This window comes from Cognatundibacterium crateris (assembly GCF_010078235.1).
GTDB lineage: Bacteria > Pseudomonadota > Gammaproteobacteria > Burkholderiales > Burkholderiaceae_D > Undibacterium > Undibacterium crateris.
The window spans coordinates 154,146-173,180 of sequence record NZ_JAABOS010000006.1 but is presented as its reverse complement, the minus strand read 5'-3'; the positions used below and the strand labels follow the sequence as shown (position 1 = coordinate 173,180).

General features: G+C 53.2%; 14 protein-coding genes and 1 other RNA gene. 3 read left to right on the top strand and 12 right to left on the bottom strand.

What is annotated here, in order from left to right:
• Positions 1-4: 4 nt before the first annotated feature.
• The 3 genes from mraZ to rnpB all read right to left on the bottom strand — a co-directional run bounded on the left by mraZ (position 5) and on the right by rnpB (position 4,824).
• Positions 5-433 carry a division/cell wall cluster transcriptional repressor MraZ gene (mraZ, locus tag EYB48_RS12745; RefSeq protein ID WP_162020737.1) on the bottom strand — a complete coding sequence of 143 codons (429 nt, stop codon included), beginning with the start codon at positions 431-433 and terminating at the stop codon, positions 5-7.
• A 400-nt stretch (positions 434-833) separates the two neighbouring features.
• Positions 834-4,052 carry an EAL domain-containing protein gene (locus EYB48_RS12740; protein ID WP_162020736.1) on the bottom strand — a complete coding sequence of 1,073 codons (3,219 nt, stop codon included), beginning with the start codon at positions 4,050-4,052 and terminating at the stop codon, positions 834-836.
• A 421-nt stretch (positions 4,053-4,473) separates the two neighbouring features.
• An RNA gene (gene rnpB / locus EYB48_RS12735) (RNase P RNA component class A) lies at positions 4,474-4,824 on the bottom strand.
• Between the two features lie 334 nt (positions 4,825-5,158).
• On the opposite strand from rnpB, the gene EYB48_RS12730 reads away from it, so the two are divergent.
• Positions 5,159-6,865 carry a thiamine pyrophosphate-binding protein gene (locus EYB48_RS12730; protein ID WP_162020735.1) on the top strand — a complete coding sequence of 569 codons (1,707 nt, stop codon included), beginning with the start codon at positions 5,159-5,161 and terminating at the stop codon, positions 6,863-6,865.
• Positions 6,866-6,971: 106 nt separating this feature from the next.
• Here the strand turns inward: EYB48_RS12730 and EYB48_RS12725 are convergent, their stop codons facing one another.
• Positions 6,972-7,259, bottom strand: coding sequence for a hypothetical protein (locus tag EYB48_RS12725; protein ID WP_162020734.1), 288 nt, complete (start codon positions 7,257-7,259; stop codon positions 6,972-6,974).
• 317 nt (positions 7,260-7,576) lie between these two features.
• Here EYB48_RS12725 and EYB48_RS12720 point away from each other — a divergent pair, with 317 nt between their 5' ends.
• Positions 7,577-9,130 carry a sigma 54-interacting transcriptional regulator gene (locus EYB48_RS12720; RefSeq protein WP_162020733.1) on the top strand — a complete coding sequence of 518 codons (1,554 nt, stop codon included), beginning with the start codon at positions 7,577-7,579 and terminating at the stop codon, positions 9,128-9,130.
• 95 nt (positions 9,131-9,225) lie between these two features.
• On the opposite strand, the gene EYB48_RS12715 is transcribed toward EYB48_RS12720, so the two are convergent.
• The 5 genes from EYB48_RS12715 to EYB48_RS12695 form a co-directional block, all read right to left on the bottom strand.
• Positions 9,226-9,366, bottom strand: coding sequence for a hypothetical protein (locus tag EYB48_RS12715; protein ID WP_162020732.1), 141 nt, complete (start codon positions 9,364-9,366; stop codon positions 9,226-9,228).
• Between the two features lie 312 nt (positions 9,367-9,678).
• Entirely contained in the window at positions 9,679-9,822 is a 144-nt protein-coding gene (locus tag EYB48_RS12710) for a hypothetical protein (protein ID WP_162020731.1), read from the bottom strand.
• A 274-nt stretch (positions 9,823-10,096) separates the two neighbouring features.
• Positions 10,097-10,504, bottom strand: coding sequence for a hypothetical protein (locus EYB48_RS12705; protein ID WP_162020730.1), 408 nt, complete (start codon positions 10,502-10,504; stop codon positions 10,097-10,099).
• Between the two features lie 22 nt (positions 10,505-10,526).
• On the bottom strand, positions 10,527-12,764 hold the full coding sequence (locus EYB48_RS12700) for a serine/threonine-protein kinase (protein ID WP_162020729.1): 2,238 nt from the start codon (positions 12,762-12,764) through the stop codon (positions 10,527-10,529).
• A 242-nt stretch (positions 12,765-13,006) separates the two neighbouring features.
• Positions 13,007-13,189, bottom strand: coding sequence for a hypothetical protein (locus EYB48_RS12695; protein ID WP_162020728.1), 183 nt, complete (start codon positions 13,187-13,189; stop codon positions 13,007-13,009).
• Between the two features lie 284 nt (positions 13,190-13,473).
• Between EYB48_RS12695 and EYB48_RS12690 the strand changes: the two genes are divergently transcribed.
• Positions 13,474-14,217: a DNA/RNA non-specific endonuclease gene (locus EYB48_RS12690; RefSeq protein WP_162020727.1), complete on the top strand. Its 744-nt coding sequence runs from the start codon at positions 13,474-13,476 to the stop codon at positions 14,215-14,217.
• 107 nt (positions 14,218-14,324) lie between these two features.
• Here the strand turns inward: EYB48_RS12690 and EYB48_RS12685 are convergent, their stop codons facing one another.
• The 3 genes from EYB48_RS12685 to EYB48_RS12675 form a co-directional block, all read right to left on the bottom strand.
• A complete protein-coding gene (locus EYB48_RS12685; protein WP_162020726.1) occupies positions 14,325-15,101 on the bottom strand; it encodes an enoyl-CoA hydratase in 777 nt (258 codons plus the stop codon).
• 155 nt (positions 15,102-15,256) lie between these two features.
• Positions 15,257-16,453, bottom strand: a complete 1,197-nt coding sequence (locus EYB48_RS12680; RefSeq protein ID WP_162020725.1) for an acetyl-CoA C-acyltransferase — start codon at positions 16,451-16,453, stop codon at positions 15,257-15,259.
• Between the two features lie 178 nt (positions 16,454-16,631).
• Positions 16,632-19,019: a 3-hydroxyacyl-CoA dehydrogenase/enoyl-CoA hydratase family protein gene (locus tag EYB48_RS12675; RefSeq protein WP_162020724.1), complete on the bottom strand. Its 2,388-nt coding sequence runs from the start codon at positions 19,017-19,019 to the stop codon at positions 16,632-16,634.
• Positions 19,020-19,035 lie beyond the last annotated feature (16 nt).

Sequence of the window (19,035 nt, the reverse complement as noted above, 5' to 3'; positions counted from 1 at the left end):
GCGATCAGAAAGTGAAATTGTTTAAAACATCCGGGGCACCTGCCGCTTTGGCATTGGCTTCATTCTCAGCCAGACGACCGGCATCCCAGATTTCGAAATGACTGCCCATGCCTAACAGCATGATGTCGCGCTGTATGCCCACTGCATTGCGCAGCTCCGGTGCCAGCAGAATGCGCCCTGCGCTATCCATGTCGACATCGAAGGCATTGCCAAGAAAAATACGTTTCCAGTCGCGCGCCTGAATAGGCCAGGCAGCGATTTGTTCACGGTGGGATTCCCAGGTGGGGCGCGGAAACAGTAACAGACAACCATCAGGATGACGGGTCAGGGTGATTTGCCCCTGATAGCGTTCGCTCAGGGCATCACGATAGCGCGCAGGAATACTCATCCTGCCTTTCGCATCGAGATTGAGTGCGGATGGACCCTGAAACACGCTATTTACCTTTTGTCTGAACTTGTACGCGGAAGTGGTTTGGTGAAGATATAAGAATGCTGGGATTTTATCCCACAAAATTACACTTTTTCACACTAATGCCCACTTTAGAGGATGCATGAGACATGGTCAAGCAAAATTACAGGCGAAAAAAGCAATTTCTTTAATGAAGTCAATGACTTAGCTCGCAATGCAAAATGTTTCCAAAATAAAATTCTTAGATAAATGAAAGACTTACACAGCTTTGTGCAAGTGAGACCTCAGAAATAAACACAAAATGCCGGAATTTTCCGGCATTGAATTTTTACAATTTGGAAGAATTTAAGCGATCTTAGCGACGGCTTCCCGCTTTTTACAGGCGGGAAAAGCCGTCACCGCGGCGCTGGCGGCCGGTTCTGCATCAAATGCTATCGATTGCGATAGGCTGACCGCTGCTGACCTGCCTTTGCAGCAGGGTCTGGAAGTCTTTGGCGGTGATCGCTTTGCTGAAGTAAAAGCCCTGATATTCATCACAGGCAAAGTTGAGCAGGGTATCAAGCTGCATGCGCGCATCCACCCCTTCTGCAATGACCTTCAGGCCCAGCGTATGTGCCATCGCGACGATGGCCAGTACGATCGCGGTGTCATTCGGATCATCGGGAATATCTTTGATGAAGGAACGGTCCACCTTCACGCTGTCGACCGGGAAGCGCTTGAGATAAGCGAGCGATGAATAACCGGTACCGAAGTCATCAATAGACAAACTGAAACCGGCATCTTTAAAGCCATCCATCAGTTTGATCGCCTGTTCCCGGTTATGCATCACCATGCTTTCGGTGATTTCAAATTCCAGCGCATTCGCAGGCACGCGCCAGAAATCGACCACACTTTTGACCTCTTCCAGCAAGCCGATATCATTGAACTGTGAGCCGGACAAGTTAATCGCAACGCGTCCGAACTGCGGGTCGGTTTGCCTGAAATTGAGTACATCGCGGCAGGCGATATCCAGCACCAGCATACCCAGACGTGGAATCAGACCAGCCTCTTCTGCCAGCATGATGAAATCATTCGGATAGAGGATGCCGCGCTCAGGATGATTCCAGCGCACCAGCGCTTCTGCGCCAACGATCATGCCGGTGTCGACCGCGATCTTAGGCTGGTAATACACCACGAATTCACGTCGCTCCAGCGCCTTACGCAAGCGTGCCTCAAAGGCCAGCCGCTCGACCGTGTGGGTATTCATTTCCGAGGCATAGAACTGGTAATTATCTTTTCCCTTGTTCTTGGCGCGATACATCGCGATATCCGCATTTTTCAGCAGCGTCTGCGCATCTTTACCATCGGTCGGGAAAGTCGCAATACCAATACTGGCGCTGAGCTGGCATTCCTGTCCGTCGATTTCAAAGGGCTGCGAGGCCTCATACAGCAATTTGTCGGCGATATCGCCCAGATCGCGCGGCTCGTGGAATTGATCGATCAGCAGAATAAACTCATCGCCACCAATGCGCGCCACGATGTCCGATTCCCGCAAGGTGTGACGGAAACGCTGTGCCACGCTGCGCAATACCTTATCGCCCTCATCATGACCAAAGGTATCGTTAATATTTTTAAAGCGATCCAGATCCAGAAACAAGACCGCCAGACGGCTGCGGTTACGTTCAGCCAGCGCCAGCGCCTTGGCCAGATGCTGGTTATACAGAAAGCGGTTGGGCAAGCCGGTCAGTTCATCGTAATGCGCGAGCTGCAGGATTTTTTTCTCGGAACGGCGACCTTCTATCGCAATACTGGCGATTTCTATCATGATGCCAATCAGGCCCATGTCTTCATCGTTCAGCACAGGCTTAGCCGGAAACAGCAAACTAAACGCCCCCAGCACCTGACCGTGTTTATCCATCAGCGGCCAGGCACTCGCCGAACACAAATGACTGATGGACTCCAGTTGATTCACAAACTGCATGCTGGGCGCACTCAGCAAATCATCACTCTGAACCGGACAGGCCACCAGCACGGCCTCGCTCCAGATACCATTCCCATGCGTGACCGGCAAGCCTGACAGCTGATCCAGCAGCACTTCCGGAAAACGCTTGCCCACGCCCTGTACAAAGGTGCGCTGATCGTCCGACAGCAGCTGTATGCCAGCTATCCACTGCGGGCGCATCTCTTGCACAAAGTCACAGACCGCATTCAATATGTAGATAGGATCTTCATTCCCGCCTATCAGCTGCAACAGCCGATTCTGACCTTCCAGCAGGCGCTCTGTGCTCTTGCGTGAGTTGATATCACGTTCCACACAAAACACCAGCATCTCGCCATTCAGCTCGACCCGGCTTAAGCTGACTTCATTGTAATAAGGCTGACCATTACGGATCATGACCCATTCAAAACGCTGCGGCACACCGGCAAATGCACGGTCTACCAGCAATCGGACCAGCTCATCGCGATCTGTTTGCGCAAAACCGGCAACCGACTGTGCAGTCTGAGAAAAACAACCGACCGGCTTACCGATAATCTGCGATTCATTATTCAGGCCCAACAGTGCGACCGCAGCCGGATTGCAATCGACATACAAATAATCGCGGCTGATGAGTAAGATGGCATCCTGTGCGCCGGAAAACAGCAGGCGGTAACGGCTCTCACTCGCATCAAACCTGGCCTTGGATTCCTGCAAGCGCCTGAGCTGTATCAGCAACAAGATCGCCAGTACCAGGATGAAGATCACGGTGGTTGCGGTAAACATTGTCCTTTGACGTACCCGGCCATTCCAGTCGGCCAGGATATCGTCGATATTTCGTGCATACACCAGCGTCAGTGGCACACCAGTGATCTTGCGATAGGTGTACAGATATTCCCCGGCGCCCCCCATCAGCGGGCCGCTCTGCAATGAGCCTTCGGTACTGGCATCGGTAATCGCCTTCATCACATTGCTTTGTGTGAGTGGCGTATCCAGATAAGCTTTATCGAAAGGCGCACGGGCCAGCACATTGCCGCTGCTGTCGTGCAGAGAAATTGCCGCAGCGCTGCCGCGCGCGACCAGTTCATAGAAATCCTGAAAATAGGCCAGACGAATAGCCACCTCAAGTATCGCCAGCAGCCGACCATCCTCACTGTAGACATTGCGAGCCACCGGCAAAATCCACAGATCAGACTCATCCAGCCTCAAAGCAGAACCGATCGCCAGGCCCCGGTCTTTAGGATTTTTTAATAAGGTCGCGATATGGATCTGGCTATGGCTCTGGGGATTTTTTTCTGTTGCCACCTGCTCGGCCGGGCGGCTGGCTACTTCGCGCAGACCTGCGGCGTTATAGACCGAGATCGCATAGATAAACTGGGTTTCCTGATGTTGGGTGCGCAGGATTTTTTGCAAGTGCGCTTCCTGCTCAGCACTACCGGGGTTTTGACGGATTTCAGCACCGACGGCTTCCATTTCACGCAGAGCTTCACTCAGGGCGCGGCCCGCATGCTCTTCCAGAATGCGCACCGTGAAATAACTGTTCTGCTGCGCATCGGCCAAAGTCAGGCTACGGTCTTCCCGCACCGACCACCAGCTTTGCGCAATGATGACGAACAACACTAACGCGATGCAGATGACGAAGGCCATCAAGGGCACATCGCGCACTTTTTTAATCCCTGTTGTCTCCATGCGTTTCGTTTTTATATGTTGTAGGACTTACGCAAAACCGCCCCAGCGGCGTTATGGCTCCTTGCCGTACTATGCGTACTGCCTGCGTCGCCATGCCTTGCCGGGACAATTTTGCGTAAGTCCTATGTTGTAATGGGTAACTTTACACGCCGAAGCTTGTCATCAGACACGGCAGACCTGGTGTACCACCTGCCGCGCTGCATACTGCTACATATGGCGGCGGCGCCAGCGAGAAAACGGCTAAGTGTAACACCAGTGTTTTTGATTTTGCCTGAAACTTTGGCATGAAACATCGATTTATCTCATCCTGAGCGTGAGCAGGTGTGAATAAACCGGAAACGATGTGGGTCGGGCTGATTTGCCCATGTGCTGCGGCCTGTCAGCCCTAGGCTGAGGCGCACGGTGACAAGAAGTGAATTAGAAGTAAAGCAGGCCGGTAGGCCGGATTCTGTTACGGTCTTTCATATTGCTATGAGCGACTATGACAATCATTCCTCTAGGCGACGGATTGCTCCGCCGCTCAAGCTTTCTACCCGCACGCTCCGCGAGCCACATCAACGCGTGCCTATTTGAAATTGCTCCGGGTGGAGGTTACCGCGTTTCACCGTAACTAAATACGCTCGTCTCTGTGGCCCTATTCCTCGCCTTATATCGCAAGCTAAGCCTGCGACTTTCAACGTACGGCCGTTAGCCGTCACCCTGCTCTGTGGAGTCCGGACCTTCCTCCCGTCACCACATTGCTATGGCAACCAGCGATTGTCTGGCCTGCTTCGGGCGCTATTGTAACCGAAAGCAGGCCATCCCGCCCTGATTATCCGCACCGCGCCTGAATAGCGCCACCATCCCGGCTAAGAGCAGTCAGCTGCCGCTGTTGTGATTTCCCTACGCCCGCACAGATCGGAAAACACTGATTTTCAAATAGAAGACCTATATTCCATGCGGCTTTCCAAGCCAAAATGGCCTGTCAGCCAGTCTGCATCAGGGCTATGGATTCCATTCCAAATATGGCGCAGTTTCTGGTAGCGTACGGTTTCCTTTGACAAAACACAGGCTTACCCAAACTTGCTGCGGCAGTTCAGGTAAGACCAACAACGATAAAAAATAGAATGAAGACATTACGCTCTGGTGGTCAGTTGGTGGTGGACGCATTGCGCGTACACGGAGTTGAGACAATTTTTGGTGTGCCCGGCGAGAGTTACCTGCCGGTGCTGGATGCGCTGCATGACAGCGCGATACGCTTCATCATCAACCGCCAGGAAGGCGGTGCGGCATTTATGGCCGATGCGTATGGCAAGATGACAGGCAAGCCCGGCATCTGCTTCGTCACGCGTGGGCCGGGTGCCACCAATGCCTCGATAGGCGTGCATACCGCGTATCAGGATTCGACACCGATGATCCTGTTCATCGGTCAGGTCGGCAATGATTTTGTGGAGCGCGAAGCCTTCCAGGAAATCGATTACCGCCGCATGTTTGGCCCGATGGCGAAATGGGTGGCGCAGATAGACCGCGCCGACCGCGTACCCGAATACATTGCGCGCGCCTTCCAGGTCGCCACCAGCGGCCGTCCCGGCCCGGTGGTGCTGGCACTGCCGGAAGACATGCTGGCCCAGACCGTGGAAGTGGCCGATACCCTGCATTACACACCGGTACAGGCCTACCCTTCGCCAGCACAACTGAGCCAGTTACGCAGCATGCTGGAGGCGGCTGAACGTCCCGTGCTGATTCTGGGCGGCAGTGGCTGGGATCAGACCGCCTGCACGCAACTGCGGGAATTCGCGGAATTGAATCATTTGCCGGTCGCCTGCGCTTTCCGCTTCCAGGACTTGCTGGACAATGCGCATCCTAACTACATCGGCGATGTCGGCATCGGCATCAACCCACAACTGGCAAAACGCATACAGCAAGCCGATCTGGTGATCGCAATCGGCCCGCGTCTGGGTGAAATGACGACCGGTGGTTATACCCTGCTCGAAGCCCCGATACCCAAACAAACCCTGGTACATGTGCACAGCGATGCGCTGGAACTGGGGCGCGTGTATCAGGCACCGCTGATGATCAATAGCGGCATGAAGGAATTCGCCCATGCGCTGTCGGAACTCAGCAAGCAGGGCAAGTTAGAAAGCGCCGCCCGCTGGCAGCACAGCGTGGCTGAAGCCAAAGCAGAACTGCACGCCTGGCAGCAGGAACCCGCCATTTTTGCCAAAGAAAATGCGCCGCTCAATCTGTGGCAAGTGGTGCAGGACATCATGCGCCTGGCTCCGGCTGACAGCATCATCACCAATGGCGCAGGCAATTACGCGACCTGGGCCCATCGCTATTTCCGTTATGCCGGAATGCGCACCCAGCTGGCACCGACTTCAGGCGCGATGGGTTACAGCGTGCCATCCGGCGTGGCCGCCAAGCTCACTGCACCTGAGCGCTGCGTGATCACATTTGCGGGTGATGGGGAATACATGATGAATGGTCAGGAGCTGGCCACTGCCGTTCAATACCGCGCCGGTATCGTCATCATCGTGTTTAACAATGGCATGTACGGCACCATACGCATGCATCAGGAAAGGGAATTCCCGGAACGCGTGTCCGGCACGGAATTACATAATCCTGATTTTGCCGCGTTGGCGCGTGCCTATGGTGCGAGTGGTGAAACCGTATTGACGACGGCAGAATTCGGCCCGGCACTGGAACGCGCGCTGCAGCATACACGCGACCACCAGTTGCCTGCGCTGATCGAGTTGCGATATGACGGCAATCTGATTACGCCAGGCGCGAGTCTGATGCAATTACGCGCGCAGGCCAAAGCCAGCGGAAAATAAGGCAGCAAAAAAATCGCGCAATGATCGCGCAATGATCGCGCAATGATCGCGTCAATATAAACGCCGCATACGCTCAAGCGTTGCGGCGTTTTTATTTGCAGCAAAATCAGGATGCGCGGAAGGTCTTCAGCGCTGAATTCCAGGCAAATTCATTGGCGTAAGGCTCTTTTTTCCTGAGCACCGCCAGACAGTCCTGCGTCTCCATGACCTTATCTTCTATCGTATCCAATGCTTCAAACTGACTCAGCAATTCCTGATGCACGTCTGCATAATACACATCGTCCAATATCAGGCGCAGTGCCATTTGACGTGTTAATTGCAGTTTTCTGTGCAAATACAAGACGCTGATCGCCAGAATCAGAATGACTGTTCCAGTTAACAGATGTACCTGCATGTTTTTCTCCTGAGTGTTCGGTCAAAATACGGTCAAAATAAGGGCATGCAAATTGCATGTGCTTCCCGGCAACTCTCAAGCTAAGTTCAAGCTGCGTTCAAACTGTCAGACCAGACAGCAAAACTGATGCCAGCTCTCGGTGCGATACCCGGTCTGCTGCATGGGCATCTGCATCGAGGTCTGCATTTGCGTCTGAATGCATCGCTGAATGCAGTCGCAAACACGAATCCGGGCTAGCTATTTTTATATGTAAATTGACATGGCAGGCAATGAAATTTACATTCACTGCTTTACATGTATTTCAAGAAAAGGTCTCCATGAGTTTCAGCGATCACACCATGACCTCTCCTTCTCTGCTGGTCGCAGGCAATAGCAGTCCCATGCTGGGCCTGACCATCGCCTGGCATCCGGACAGCAATCGCGTCGGCGAGCAGTTTATCGTTGCTGATCCCCAGGCCGAACTGGAGCTGAGCCGCTTCAGTCCCGCCTTCCGGCTGGCGGGTAAAGAAGCGCTGCCTCTCGGTCATGGCGGCATTTCGCGCGAGGCGCTGCGCATACAGCGCAATGGCGATCAGGGCGTGCTGATTACGCCACCCGCCAGCCGTATGGTGGTCGAGATCAACGGCGTACCTATCCATGCCGCGGTTCACATCACGCAGGAACAACTGAACAAAGGCCTGATACTCGGACTCGGGCGCGCCGTGCTGATTTGCCTGCACTGGATGCAATGCCTGCCCAAAACCAATGAGATGGAAGGCGTGATCGGCGTCGGCAGCAGCGCGATACTGCTGCGCGATCAGATCCGTCAGGTGGCTAATACCGATTTTCCGGTGCTGCTGCTGGGTGAGACCGGCACCGGTAAAGAAATTGCAGCACGTGGAATACACCAACACAGCCAACGGCGTCACAGCCAGATGGTGACCGTCAATATGGCGGCCTTGAATGAATCACTGGCCGCCGCCGATTTGTTTGGCGCAGCCCGTGGCGCTTACACCGGCGCACAACAGGCACGTAAGGGCTTATTTGCGGAAGCGGAAAACGCCACCCTGTTTTTAGATGAAATCGGCAATACCCCGGCCAGCATACAACCCATGCTGCTGCGGGTATTGGAAACCGGCGATTACCGGCCACTCGGCGCGACCCAGGATTTGCATGCCAATGCACGCCTGATCGCAGCAACCGATCAGGATTTATACGGTGAGAATTTCAATCAGGCCTTGTTACGCCGCCTGGAAAGTTTTGTGATTCATTTGCCGCCACTGCGTGAGCGCCGCGAAGACATAGGCGTACTGATCCTGTATCTGCTGAAGCAAAATAAACTCGAGTATCCGGTGGCCTTACCCACTTCACTGATCAGCGACTTATTGATTTACGACTGGCCAGGCAATATCCGCCAGCTCAGTCATGTGCTGCGCCGCATACTGCTTGCACTGCAGGCAGGGCAGCCTGCAGACTTCCACCAGCTGGTCGGCATCAGCAAAGAACGCAGCAGCATCGCGCCAGCCGCTCAGCCCGCCCAAGCCATCCATCCTGTGACGGGCACGGTAGGGAAAACCGTGGAAGTTACCCAGTCAGCGCGCAAGAAACTGACCGACCTGAGTGAAGACGATGTACTGCAGGCGATGATACGGCATGACTGGTATATCCAGGGCGCGGCGCAAGAGCTGGGTATTTCGCGGCCCTCCATGTATAAACTACTGGAGCAGCATAGCCAGATACGTAAAGCAGAACAGATACCGGTCGCAGAATTACGCGCCGTACTGGATGCGACCCAGGGCGTGATCGAGCAAGCCGCCCACAAACTCAAAACCCCAGCCGAAAGCCTGCGCCGTTACGCACGCATCATCGCGATTAGCGCACTCAGCGGATAAGCTGCTGCTGGCCTGATCGCCTTGCTCGTCGCAGTAAGGATGAAAACAAAAAAACCGGCCTCAGCCGGTTTTTTTTTCATACAGCACAATTAGTATTAAGTTGGACCTGCACCAGTACCCACATCCGCTTCAGGAAGCAGGCAGATGACGACTTCACCCACAGCCGGGATCGTTTGCGGCGCTCCGCCCAGACCACCACTTACTTCTTCTACTTCCACTGTATTCAGTTCTCTCACAGCGATCTCCTTCAAAGTTAGAAATATGCGTACACTGCAGTTAGCAGTTTCTCAACAATACCAAGTCAACAACAAGATAGTCAAGTGCAATATTGCATTAAGTCAACAAATTACCAAATGTCTATTTTGAATTGCTTGACGCCCAGCCTAACCGATTATCATGACTGCCACCCTAAGCTGATAAAGCCACTTAGATTGTGCGGACATTGATCAGGACAGCAACTGCGCAAACAAAAAGAGCTGGCTTAGCGGCCAGCTCTTCATCGTTGTGAACCCGGCTAAATTTTGCTCAAGTCACAGCTCCCAATTTACTTAGCCAGGACCTCCACCACCAGTTCCCACATCCGCTTCAGGAAGCAGGCAAATCACGACTTCACCCACAGCCGGGATCGCTTGCGGCGTGCCGACAAGACCACCACTTACTTCTTCTACTTCCACTGTATTCAGTTCTCTCACAGCATTCTCCTTCAAAGTTGGAAGATACTTACACTGCAGTTGGCAGCTTTTCAACAATACCAAGCTAGGCATAAGAAGGTCAAGGTCTTGAAGCAAGAAATAACTGCATTTCCCTATTTTGTTTTTTAAGTTGTTGGCACTCTCACCCTAGGATTATCACTATCTACGCACTCGACAGATAACGCGCTTCAGGTCTAGCATCCCTAACTCTTCGTACCTACAACGTAAAAAACCGGCATCGCAGCCGGTTTTTTACCTACATTGCAAATCAGTATTAACGCGGGCCTACACCCGTACCTACGTCAGCCTCAGGATCGATCAGGAAAGGAATGCTGATCGCTTCATGGCCAAAGGTCAGGGTTGCCTGATAAGTACCAGTGATCACAAAGCTCCAGTTGCCGGACTTTTTATCGATGGTAAATACATCGCCTTCTTTGACCGGAAATTTAAACCCCTCTTGCCCTGCAAATGGATTCAGTGGCAAATCATTTGCCAGCGGGCGCCAGTACATCGCGCCATCCAAGACTTCACGTCCTTTAAATGAGAAAGTGATGGTGTCATCTTTCTCCAGCACAGGCATAGTATTCAAAGGCAGGATGTCCTTGCCATCTAAGAAGATCAGAAAGGACGGGGTGGTGCCGCCATATCGTAAATCCACTGTAAACACATAGTTCTTTGCCATTCAGACTCCGCAATATTAAGTTCTACTTCAGATAAGCCGGATCTCGGCGCAAGGCCATCAAATCCGGTTCCGCTTCTATCGACTTGACCGGAAAGCCAAGTTGCACGGCTTTTGCAATTTCTGCCAAAGCCAGCTGCCTGTCACCAAGCAATTCATATGCCATACCAACCCGAAAATGTACTTTCGCACTATTAGGTGCCAGTTCCAGTGCCCGCCGGATATGGCGTACCGCGTCTTCTTTTTCACCCAGCCTTGCCGCATATAAGCCCATACGGTACACCAGCACCACATCGTCAGGCGCACGCTGCAATTGCGGTATCAATAATTCCTTGGCTTTCAGATAGGCGTTGCGCGCTTCTGGTTGACGGCCAGGTATCCATAACAAGGTGTCAGCCAGATTAGCCCAGTACACATAATTGGCAGGATTTCCCTTGTCAGGTGCTACGGCCTGCTCAAACGCACTGGCAGCCCCCAGATAATCCGCCTTTTGAAATAAAGCCACGCCTAACGCCGTATTCAACCTGCCGCTGGAGCGTATCTGCAAGCCTTGCTGCAGGATGTGCAGTGCGTCTTCCGTGCGTCCCTGGTCGCTCAGCGTCGCGCTCAGATTGGCATAGGCATTTACCGCATCCGGTTGCAAGCGTATGCTGTCGCGGAATGCTTGTTCAGCGGATGCCAGGTCGCCAGCCGTGTAATACGCAGTGCCCAGACTATCAGCAAATAAGCGGTCATTTGGAAAGCGCTTGCGTGCTTCGAGTGCTAAATCACGCGCCTCATTGAGACGCCCCAACAATATTAAGGTGTCAAACTTCCCATACCAGGCAAAGCAATTCTTTGCATCTAAGGCCAAGGCTTTATCGAAAATTTCGAGTGCTTCATTTATGCGCCACTTATTCAATTGCAGAAGACCATTGGCCGCATGGGCGATAGCTAGCTGTGCATTCAGTTTCAACGCATGCTGCGCACTTGCGTCGGCCTTACTTAACCACAGCTCATCTTTCTCATCACCAGAATAGCGAAAACTGTACACCAGCGACATGCCGGCCACTGCGGCTGCGTTTTCGGGGTTGTGTCTGAGTATGGTTTCAAAATTCTTGGCAGCTTTATCCAGGCTACCCGGGCGGTCAAATAACTGTACAGCCTGTATGCCTTGCTGCATGTTCAGAGTCTCTGAATAGGGTTTGAGCAGGCTGAGCCTATCCTCCAGATAGGGATAGGCCTTCCATGCACCTAAGCCCAGTACCGCTACGACAGCGAAGATACTGGCGTAACGCCGCCAGGAGGCAGTCAGTATGCGGCTTTGTCCGGAAATCAGCTGTGCGGGTGCAGCGACCGGTACTGCATCCGCAACAGGCTTGGCGGCGACCACACCGCTGGCATCGGTATGTTCCAGCAGATACTGCATACGCTGCAGCACGTCTGCCATGCCTGCGGGACGGCGTTCAGGCTGGCGTGCGGTCATGCTGACGATCAGTTGCACGACTGACTGTTCTAATTGCGGTGGAAAGCTCCAGCTATCGGAATTGGATTGCATGTGTGCCGCAGCCAGTGCCAGGCCCTGCAATTCCGGAAATGGTCGGTGGCCAGCCACGGCTTCATACAACATCACGCCGAGCGCATACACATCAGCCAGCGCATCGGCAGCGCGTCCTAATAAACGTTCCGGTGCCATGTAGGCGATGGTTCCTTGCGGGTTTGCGTAGCTGACTGAGCCGGTTGCCTGAGCATCTTCTTGCGAAGCCAGACCAAAGTCCAGAATGCGTACGCGGCCAGCGGCTTCCACCATCAGGTTCGAGGGTTTGAGATCGCCGTGTACCAGGCCAGCCTGATGCGCGACCAGCATCGCCGCAGCCACCTGCACCAGCCATTCGAGTGCACGTGAAGCAGACACCGGACCTTGCTGCATGAGCTGCTTCAGGGTTTTTCCCTGTACCAGCTCCATCACAATGGCGGCCGGGGAGACATCATCTTCAATCGCAAATATCTGCACAAAGGCGGCATGATTGAGCGAAGCGGCCAGGCGCGCTTCTTTCAGCAAATTAGTCGTTGCGGGGCCGGATTCCTGACTGTCGATTTTCAGCTGTTTGATCGCGACATGGCGGCACAGCTTAGGGTCCCAGGCCTGAAAGACATGACCGAAGCCGCCTTCACCCAGCTGCCCCTCGATCTGATAGTGCTTGTAATAGCGCTGCGGCGGCAACTCTGCCGCGGCTGCAGCATCATTCTCAATGCTGTTGGTAACTGTAGGCTGGTTTTGCATGTGGTTTCAGAATTCGTCCGTTGTCTGCCTGATCGCTGCCTGATCGCTGCCTGCGCCAGCTGCACGCAAACTATGTCAACAATTGCCATATGATAAGCATTTTATATGTAAATAACATGTCAATGAGAAATATGACATAAAGTCAGTTCAATTTTGCTCAGTTTTATTCCGTTTTATTCCGTTTTACTGCGTTTTGCTCAGGCTAGCCCGGATTGACGCTGACATTCCACGCATGCTGATGCTTAATCCTCGCTCAGACCATTGCGCGACCTCGCCAGTGCGGAGCGCAATTGCTGCTTTTGCTTACGCCTGTCCTCGCGCAAAGGATGTGGCCCGCTATGGGCTCCGGCATTGCGTAAGCGCGCCGCCAGCGCATGCGGATTGCGCGGCTTGGCCAGCGCAGATTGCAAATTTTTGCGTTTCATCGCGAAAAAAATCCTCTTTCAATTTCATCTGTTACGGCTGCGACAAGGATTTCTTTTGGCTGTGCTGCGCAACTTAAGCATAAACAGATTATTAATATTCAATGTAATTAACATTATCTTTCACAGATTTCAATCTTTCTCTTCTTACATTGCTGAATTTCAATAAATTTCTCGGTAGAATCTTTCATTGACGCCATTCCGGTGTCCCGCATCAAGCCCTGCCTGCTGTTTGCTGCAAGGAAGTGTATGCAGCTAACCATTTTTATCCTCTGAATTGTCCCGATATGTTCAAGAAGTTCGCTTTAGGACTGGTACTGGCTGCTGCAGCCAGCATTGCCAGTGTTGCCAGTGTTGCCAGTGCCACCACCCCGTTTTCAGATTGCCGCCAGTTTTTTGCCAAAGAAACAGTACCTGTGATTCCGAATGATCAAGCGCTGATGACGCGTCCGCTGTGTTTCTCAGCATTTGCCATCATGCATTCCGGTAAAAGCCGCACCCCGCTGTATGTCGCAGAGAAGCTGAACCGGCGCAGTGTGCTGGACGCACAGGACAAGGAAAGAACCAATCGTTTCTTCGCCGATGCACGTCTGCCACGGGCAGAACGGGCTGAACTGGATGATTACAAAGGCTCCGGTTTTGACCGTGGCCACATGGCGCCAGCCGGGGATATGTCCAGCGATGAAGGTATGGCACAGAGTTTTTCTCTGGCGAATATGGTGCCGCAAGCACCTGAAAATAATCGCAAGACCTGGGCCAATATCGAAAAAGCCGCACGCAAATACGCGATGCGCGCCACCGGTGATGTCTACATCGTGACTGGCCCGGTATTCGACAAGCAGCCACAAACCATAGGCAGGAACCAGGTCTGGGTGCCTAAGTATTTATACAAACTGATGTATGACCCGGCCGAAAAACGGGCCTGGGCGTATTGGGTGGAAAACGCTGACGATGCCAAAGCGGGCAAGCCTATCAGCTATGAAGAATTGGTGAAACGTACCGGCATCCAGTTCCTGCCCGGCATACTGTAAATCCGACAGCCCGACTCAGAATGTGCATAAGGCCAGCATGATGCTGGCCTTATGCACATATTCGTTGGTGCGACTACCGCAAGCTTGCGTTGCAGGCCGGTGTCAGCTTAATTGAACTGACTGAAATCCGGTTTGCGTTTTTGGAAGAATGCCATGAAGGCTTCACGCGCTTCCGGTGCCGCCAGCATCGCGGCAAAATGCTGGTTCTCTTCAACCATCTTGGCTTGAATCGCAGCTGGCTGGTTCGCCTTCATCAGGCGCTTGGTAACGCGGATGGAGGCTGCTGGCAGCGCGACCAGTTTAGCGGCGACCTGCTGCGCATAAGGCAGTAATTCAGCCAAAGGCAATACCTTGTTCACAAAGCCCATCTCCATCGCTTCCTGTGCGCTGAAGGCCTCGCCCAGCATCAGTTTTTCTGCTGCGCGCTGATAACCGACGATTTGCTGGAACACCATGCTGGATGCGAATTCCGGGCACAGACCCAGTTGCGTGAAAGGCATGGACAGCTTGGCATTATCGGCCAGATAAATCAGGTCACAATGCATGAGCAAGGTGGTACCGATACCCACTGCTGCACCAGACACGGCTGCGATGACTGGCTTGCTGGATTCATTCAGCGCCTGCATGAATTGATACACCGGTGGTACTGCGGTGCTGGTGGCAAAGCTGCTGGCGTTTTTCATGAAGTCTTCCAGATCATTGCCTGCCGTGAAAATCTCTGGCTGGCCGGTGATCAGGATGGCGCGCACTGCGCTATCGGTTTCCGCTGCACGCAAGGCATCGGCCATGGTCTGGTACATGCTTTGGGTGATCGCGTTCTTTTTTTCCGGACGATTGAACTGTATGGTCAATACGCCTTGTTCGGTCTGAGTCTGAATATCCATGTTGTGTCCCGTTATATGTTCTGAATTCTGTAATGTGAGGTGTTTGCATGCCTGGCATTGTAGCGCCAGCAGCCAGCGGCTGCGCGGACTTCCGGTCTGAAAAAAAACCGCACAAATCGCTCTGTGCGGTTTTTTTCAGAACCCAATGCGGACTATCAGCAGCGTTCGAAAATACCTGCTGCGCCCATACCGGTACCCACGCACATCGTGACCATACCGTATTTCAGGTTGTTACGATGCAGCGCATGGATAGTGGTAGCGGAACGGATGGCACCGGTTGCGCCGAGTGGGTGACCCAGAGCGATCGCGCCGCCCATAGGGTTGACCTTGGCTGGGTCCAGACCCAGATCCTGCACCACGGCCAGCGATTGTGCTGCAAACGCTTCATTCAGTTCAAACCAGTCGATCTGATCCTGAGTGATACCAGCAGCACGGCAAGCAGCAGGGATCGCTTCTTTAGGACCGATACCCATGATTTCCGGTGGTACGCCACGTACTGCGAAAGACGCGAAACGTGCCAGCGGTGTCAGGTTGAACTGCTTGAGGATTTTTTCGCTGACGATCAGCAAAGCACCTGCGCCATCGGAAGTCTGGGAGCTGTTACCGGCAGTGACAGAACCTTTGGCGGCGAATACTGGCTTCAGACGTGCCAGGCCTTCGATGGTGGTGTCTGGACGTGCGCCTTCATCACGGCTCACCGTGCGGGTTTTCAGTTCGATTTCGCCAGTGATCAGATTTGGTACACGGTCGATGATGTCCACGGAAGTGGTTTCTGCATCGAAGTAACCCGCATTCTGCGCAGCGATTGCGCGCTGGTGAGATTGCAGCGCAAATGCATCCTGCGCTTCACGCGAGATTTTCCATTGCTGTGCGACTTTTTCAGCTGTCAGACCCATGCCGTAAGCCATGCCGACGTTTTCATCGTTCAGGATCGCCATGTTCATGGATGGATTGCTGCCCATCATAGGCACCATAGACATGGATTCCACGCCAGCTGCGATCATCACATCAGCCTGACCAACACGGATGCGGTCCGCTGCCATCGCCACGGCAGTGATACCGGATGCGCAGTAACGGTTGATGGTGACGCCACCGATGGTATTCGGCAAACCAGCCAGCAATACGCCCATACGTGCCAGATTCAGACCCTGTGCGCCTTCCGGGAAGGAGCAGCCAACAATCGCGTCTTCAACCAGCTTAGGATCCAGATTCGGTACCTGTGCCATAGCCGATTGCAGTACGCGCACCAGCAGGTCGTCCGGACGGGTGTTACGGAACATACCGCGACCGGATTTACCGATAGGGGTACGGGTAGCAGAGACGATATACGCGTCTTGGAGTTGTTTAGTCATTTTTGATTACCTCAATTCGTTAAGGTCAGCTCAGGCTTAATCTTCAAAAACCCCTCACCACAGAGGCACAGAGACACAGAGGAAAAACAGAGCAAGTCAACACTACAGGGTGCTCTCTGTGCTATCTCTGTGTCTCCGTGTCTCTGTGTCCAAGGGTTTTTGGTCTTTAAGCTTTTAATTAGTTACGTACTGGTTTGCCGGTTTGCATCATGCCCATGATGCGCTCTTGCGTTTTCGGATGATTCAGCAATTCCATAAACGCTTTACGCTCCATATCGAGCAACCATTGTTCGCTGACCAGACTGCCATTGTCGATATCGCCACCGCAAACTACTTCTGCAATCATCTTGCCAAGTTTGAAGTCATGCGCAGAGATGAAGCCACCGTCACGCATATTGATCAACTGTGCGCCGATAGTCGCGATGCCATGACGGCCAGTCACAGGCACCAGTTTTTTCATCGGTGCACGGTAGCCCGCATCGAACATCGCACGTGCTTCTACCTTCGCTACATGCAGCAATTCATATGGGTTGAACACGATTACGTCGCTGTCAGACAGGTAACCCATTTTCTTCGCTTCCAGCGCAGATTTGGAGACCGCTGCAGTCGCTGCATTGGTGAAGTAGTTTTTCAGGAATTGCAGCAAGTCTGTGCCTTTGGCATCCGCTGCAGCACGTACTGCGGCTTCTTTCAGACCACCACCGCCTGGAACCAGACCAACGCCGACTTCTACCAGACCGATGTAGGATTCGATCGATGCCACACGCTTCGCAGCATGCATCATCAATTCGCAACCGCCACCCAGTGCCAGACCGGACACCGCAGCCACGACCGGGATGTTCGCGTATTTCAGTGCCTGATGGGCATTTTGCAGACGGGAGATCGCAGGCTCAATCGCCTTGATACCACCGGACATGAACAGCGGCAGCATCGCTTGCAGATCAGCACCGGCAGAGAACGCGCCGCCATCGGCTGCATCCGCACTCCAGATCACCAGACCTTTAAAATTCTTCTCGGCTTCAGCGATGGCTTTTTCCATGCCTTCGATCACGCCTGGGCCTATCACGTGCATCTTGGTTTTCATGGACAGGATCAGCACGTCATCGTTCTGGTGCCAGATACGAACCGATTCATCTTCGAAGAAAGTCGTGCCGGCATTGGCACCGCTCTCTGCGCCTGCACCCAGTACCGGTGCACGGAATACCTGACGGTCATATACCTTGAGTGCAGAGCGTGGTACATAGCTGCTGCTGACTGGCGACCAGGAACCTTCGGCGCTGTGTACGCCGGTGCGGCCATCGAATACCCAGGCTGGCAATGGTGTGTTGCACAGTGCCTTACCTGCTTCAATATCTTCTTTCACCCAGCCTGCCACTTCCTGCCAGCCAGATGCCTGCCAGGTTTCAAACGGACCCACGTTCCAGCCAAAGCCCCAGCGCATTGCGAAGTCGATATCGCGTACATTGTCAGCGATCGTCGCGCCATGCACAGCGATGTAGTGGAAAGCATCGCGGAAAATCGCCCACAGGAACTGTGCCTGTACGTGGCTGGATTCACGCAGAGTCTTCATTTTCTTGACCGGATCTTTTTCCTTGAGCATACGCGCAACTACGTCGTCTGCCTTGGCACCACCCGCGACATATTCGCCGGATGCGAAATCCAGACGCTGGATGTCTTTACCGACTTTTTTGTAGAAACCGGCACCGGTCTTGGAACCCAGCGCGCCCGCCGCTACCAGCTTAGCCAGCACGTCCGGCGTTTTGTAGACAGCGAAGAAAGGATCATCCGCCAGGTTGTCCTGCATGGTTTTGATTACATGACCCATGGTGTCCAGACCAACAACGTCGGCAGTACGGAAAGTACCGGAAGAAGCACGGCCCAGTTTTTTACCGGTCAGATCATCCACTACGTCTACGGTCAGACCAAATTTTTCTGCTTCATAGATGGTGGCCAGCATACCGAAAATACCAACGCGGTTAGCGATGAAGTTCGGTGTGTCTTTAGCGCGTACCACGCCTTTACCCAGCGTGGTGGTCAGGAAGCCTTCGAGCTGGTCGATGATTTCAGCACGGGTAGACACGGTAGGAATCAGTTCCACCAGGTGCATATAGCGTGGTGGATTGAAGAAGTGTACGCCGCAGAAACGGGCTTTCAGTTCTGCCTCGAAGCCTTCAGACAAGGCAGTAATGGACAGACCGGAAGTATTCGATGCGAAGATTGCGTTTGGCGCAATGTGTGGAGCAACCTTTTTGTACAGGTCATGTTTCCAGTCCATGCGCTCAGCGATGGCTTCAATAATCAGATCGCAGCCAGCCAGTACATCGAGGTTGTCTTCGTAATTGGCGACTTCGATTAATGCTGCATCATCTTTGTTACCCAAAGGAGCAGGATTGAGTTTTTTCAGGTTTTCTATCGCGCGCAGAACGATGCCGTTTTTTGGACCTTCTTTTGCTGGCAGATCGAACAGGACTACAGGTACTTTTGCATTGACGCAGTGAGCGGCAATCTGCGCACCCATCACGCCGGCGCCCAGAACAGCGACTTTTTTAACGATGAAATTGGTCATTTTTAACCTCGGTTGA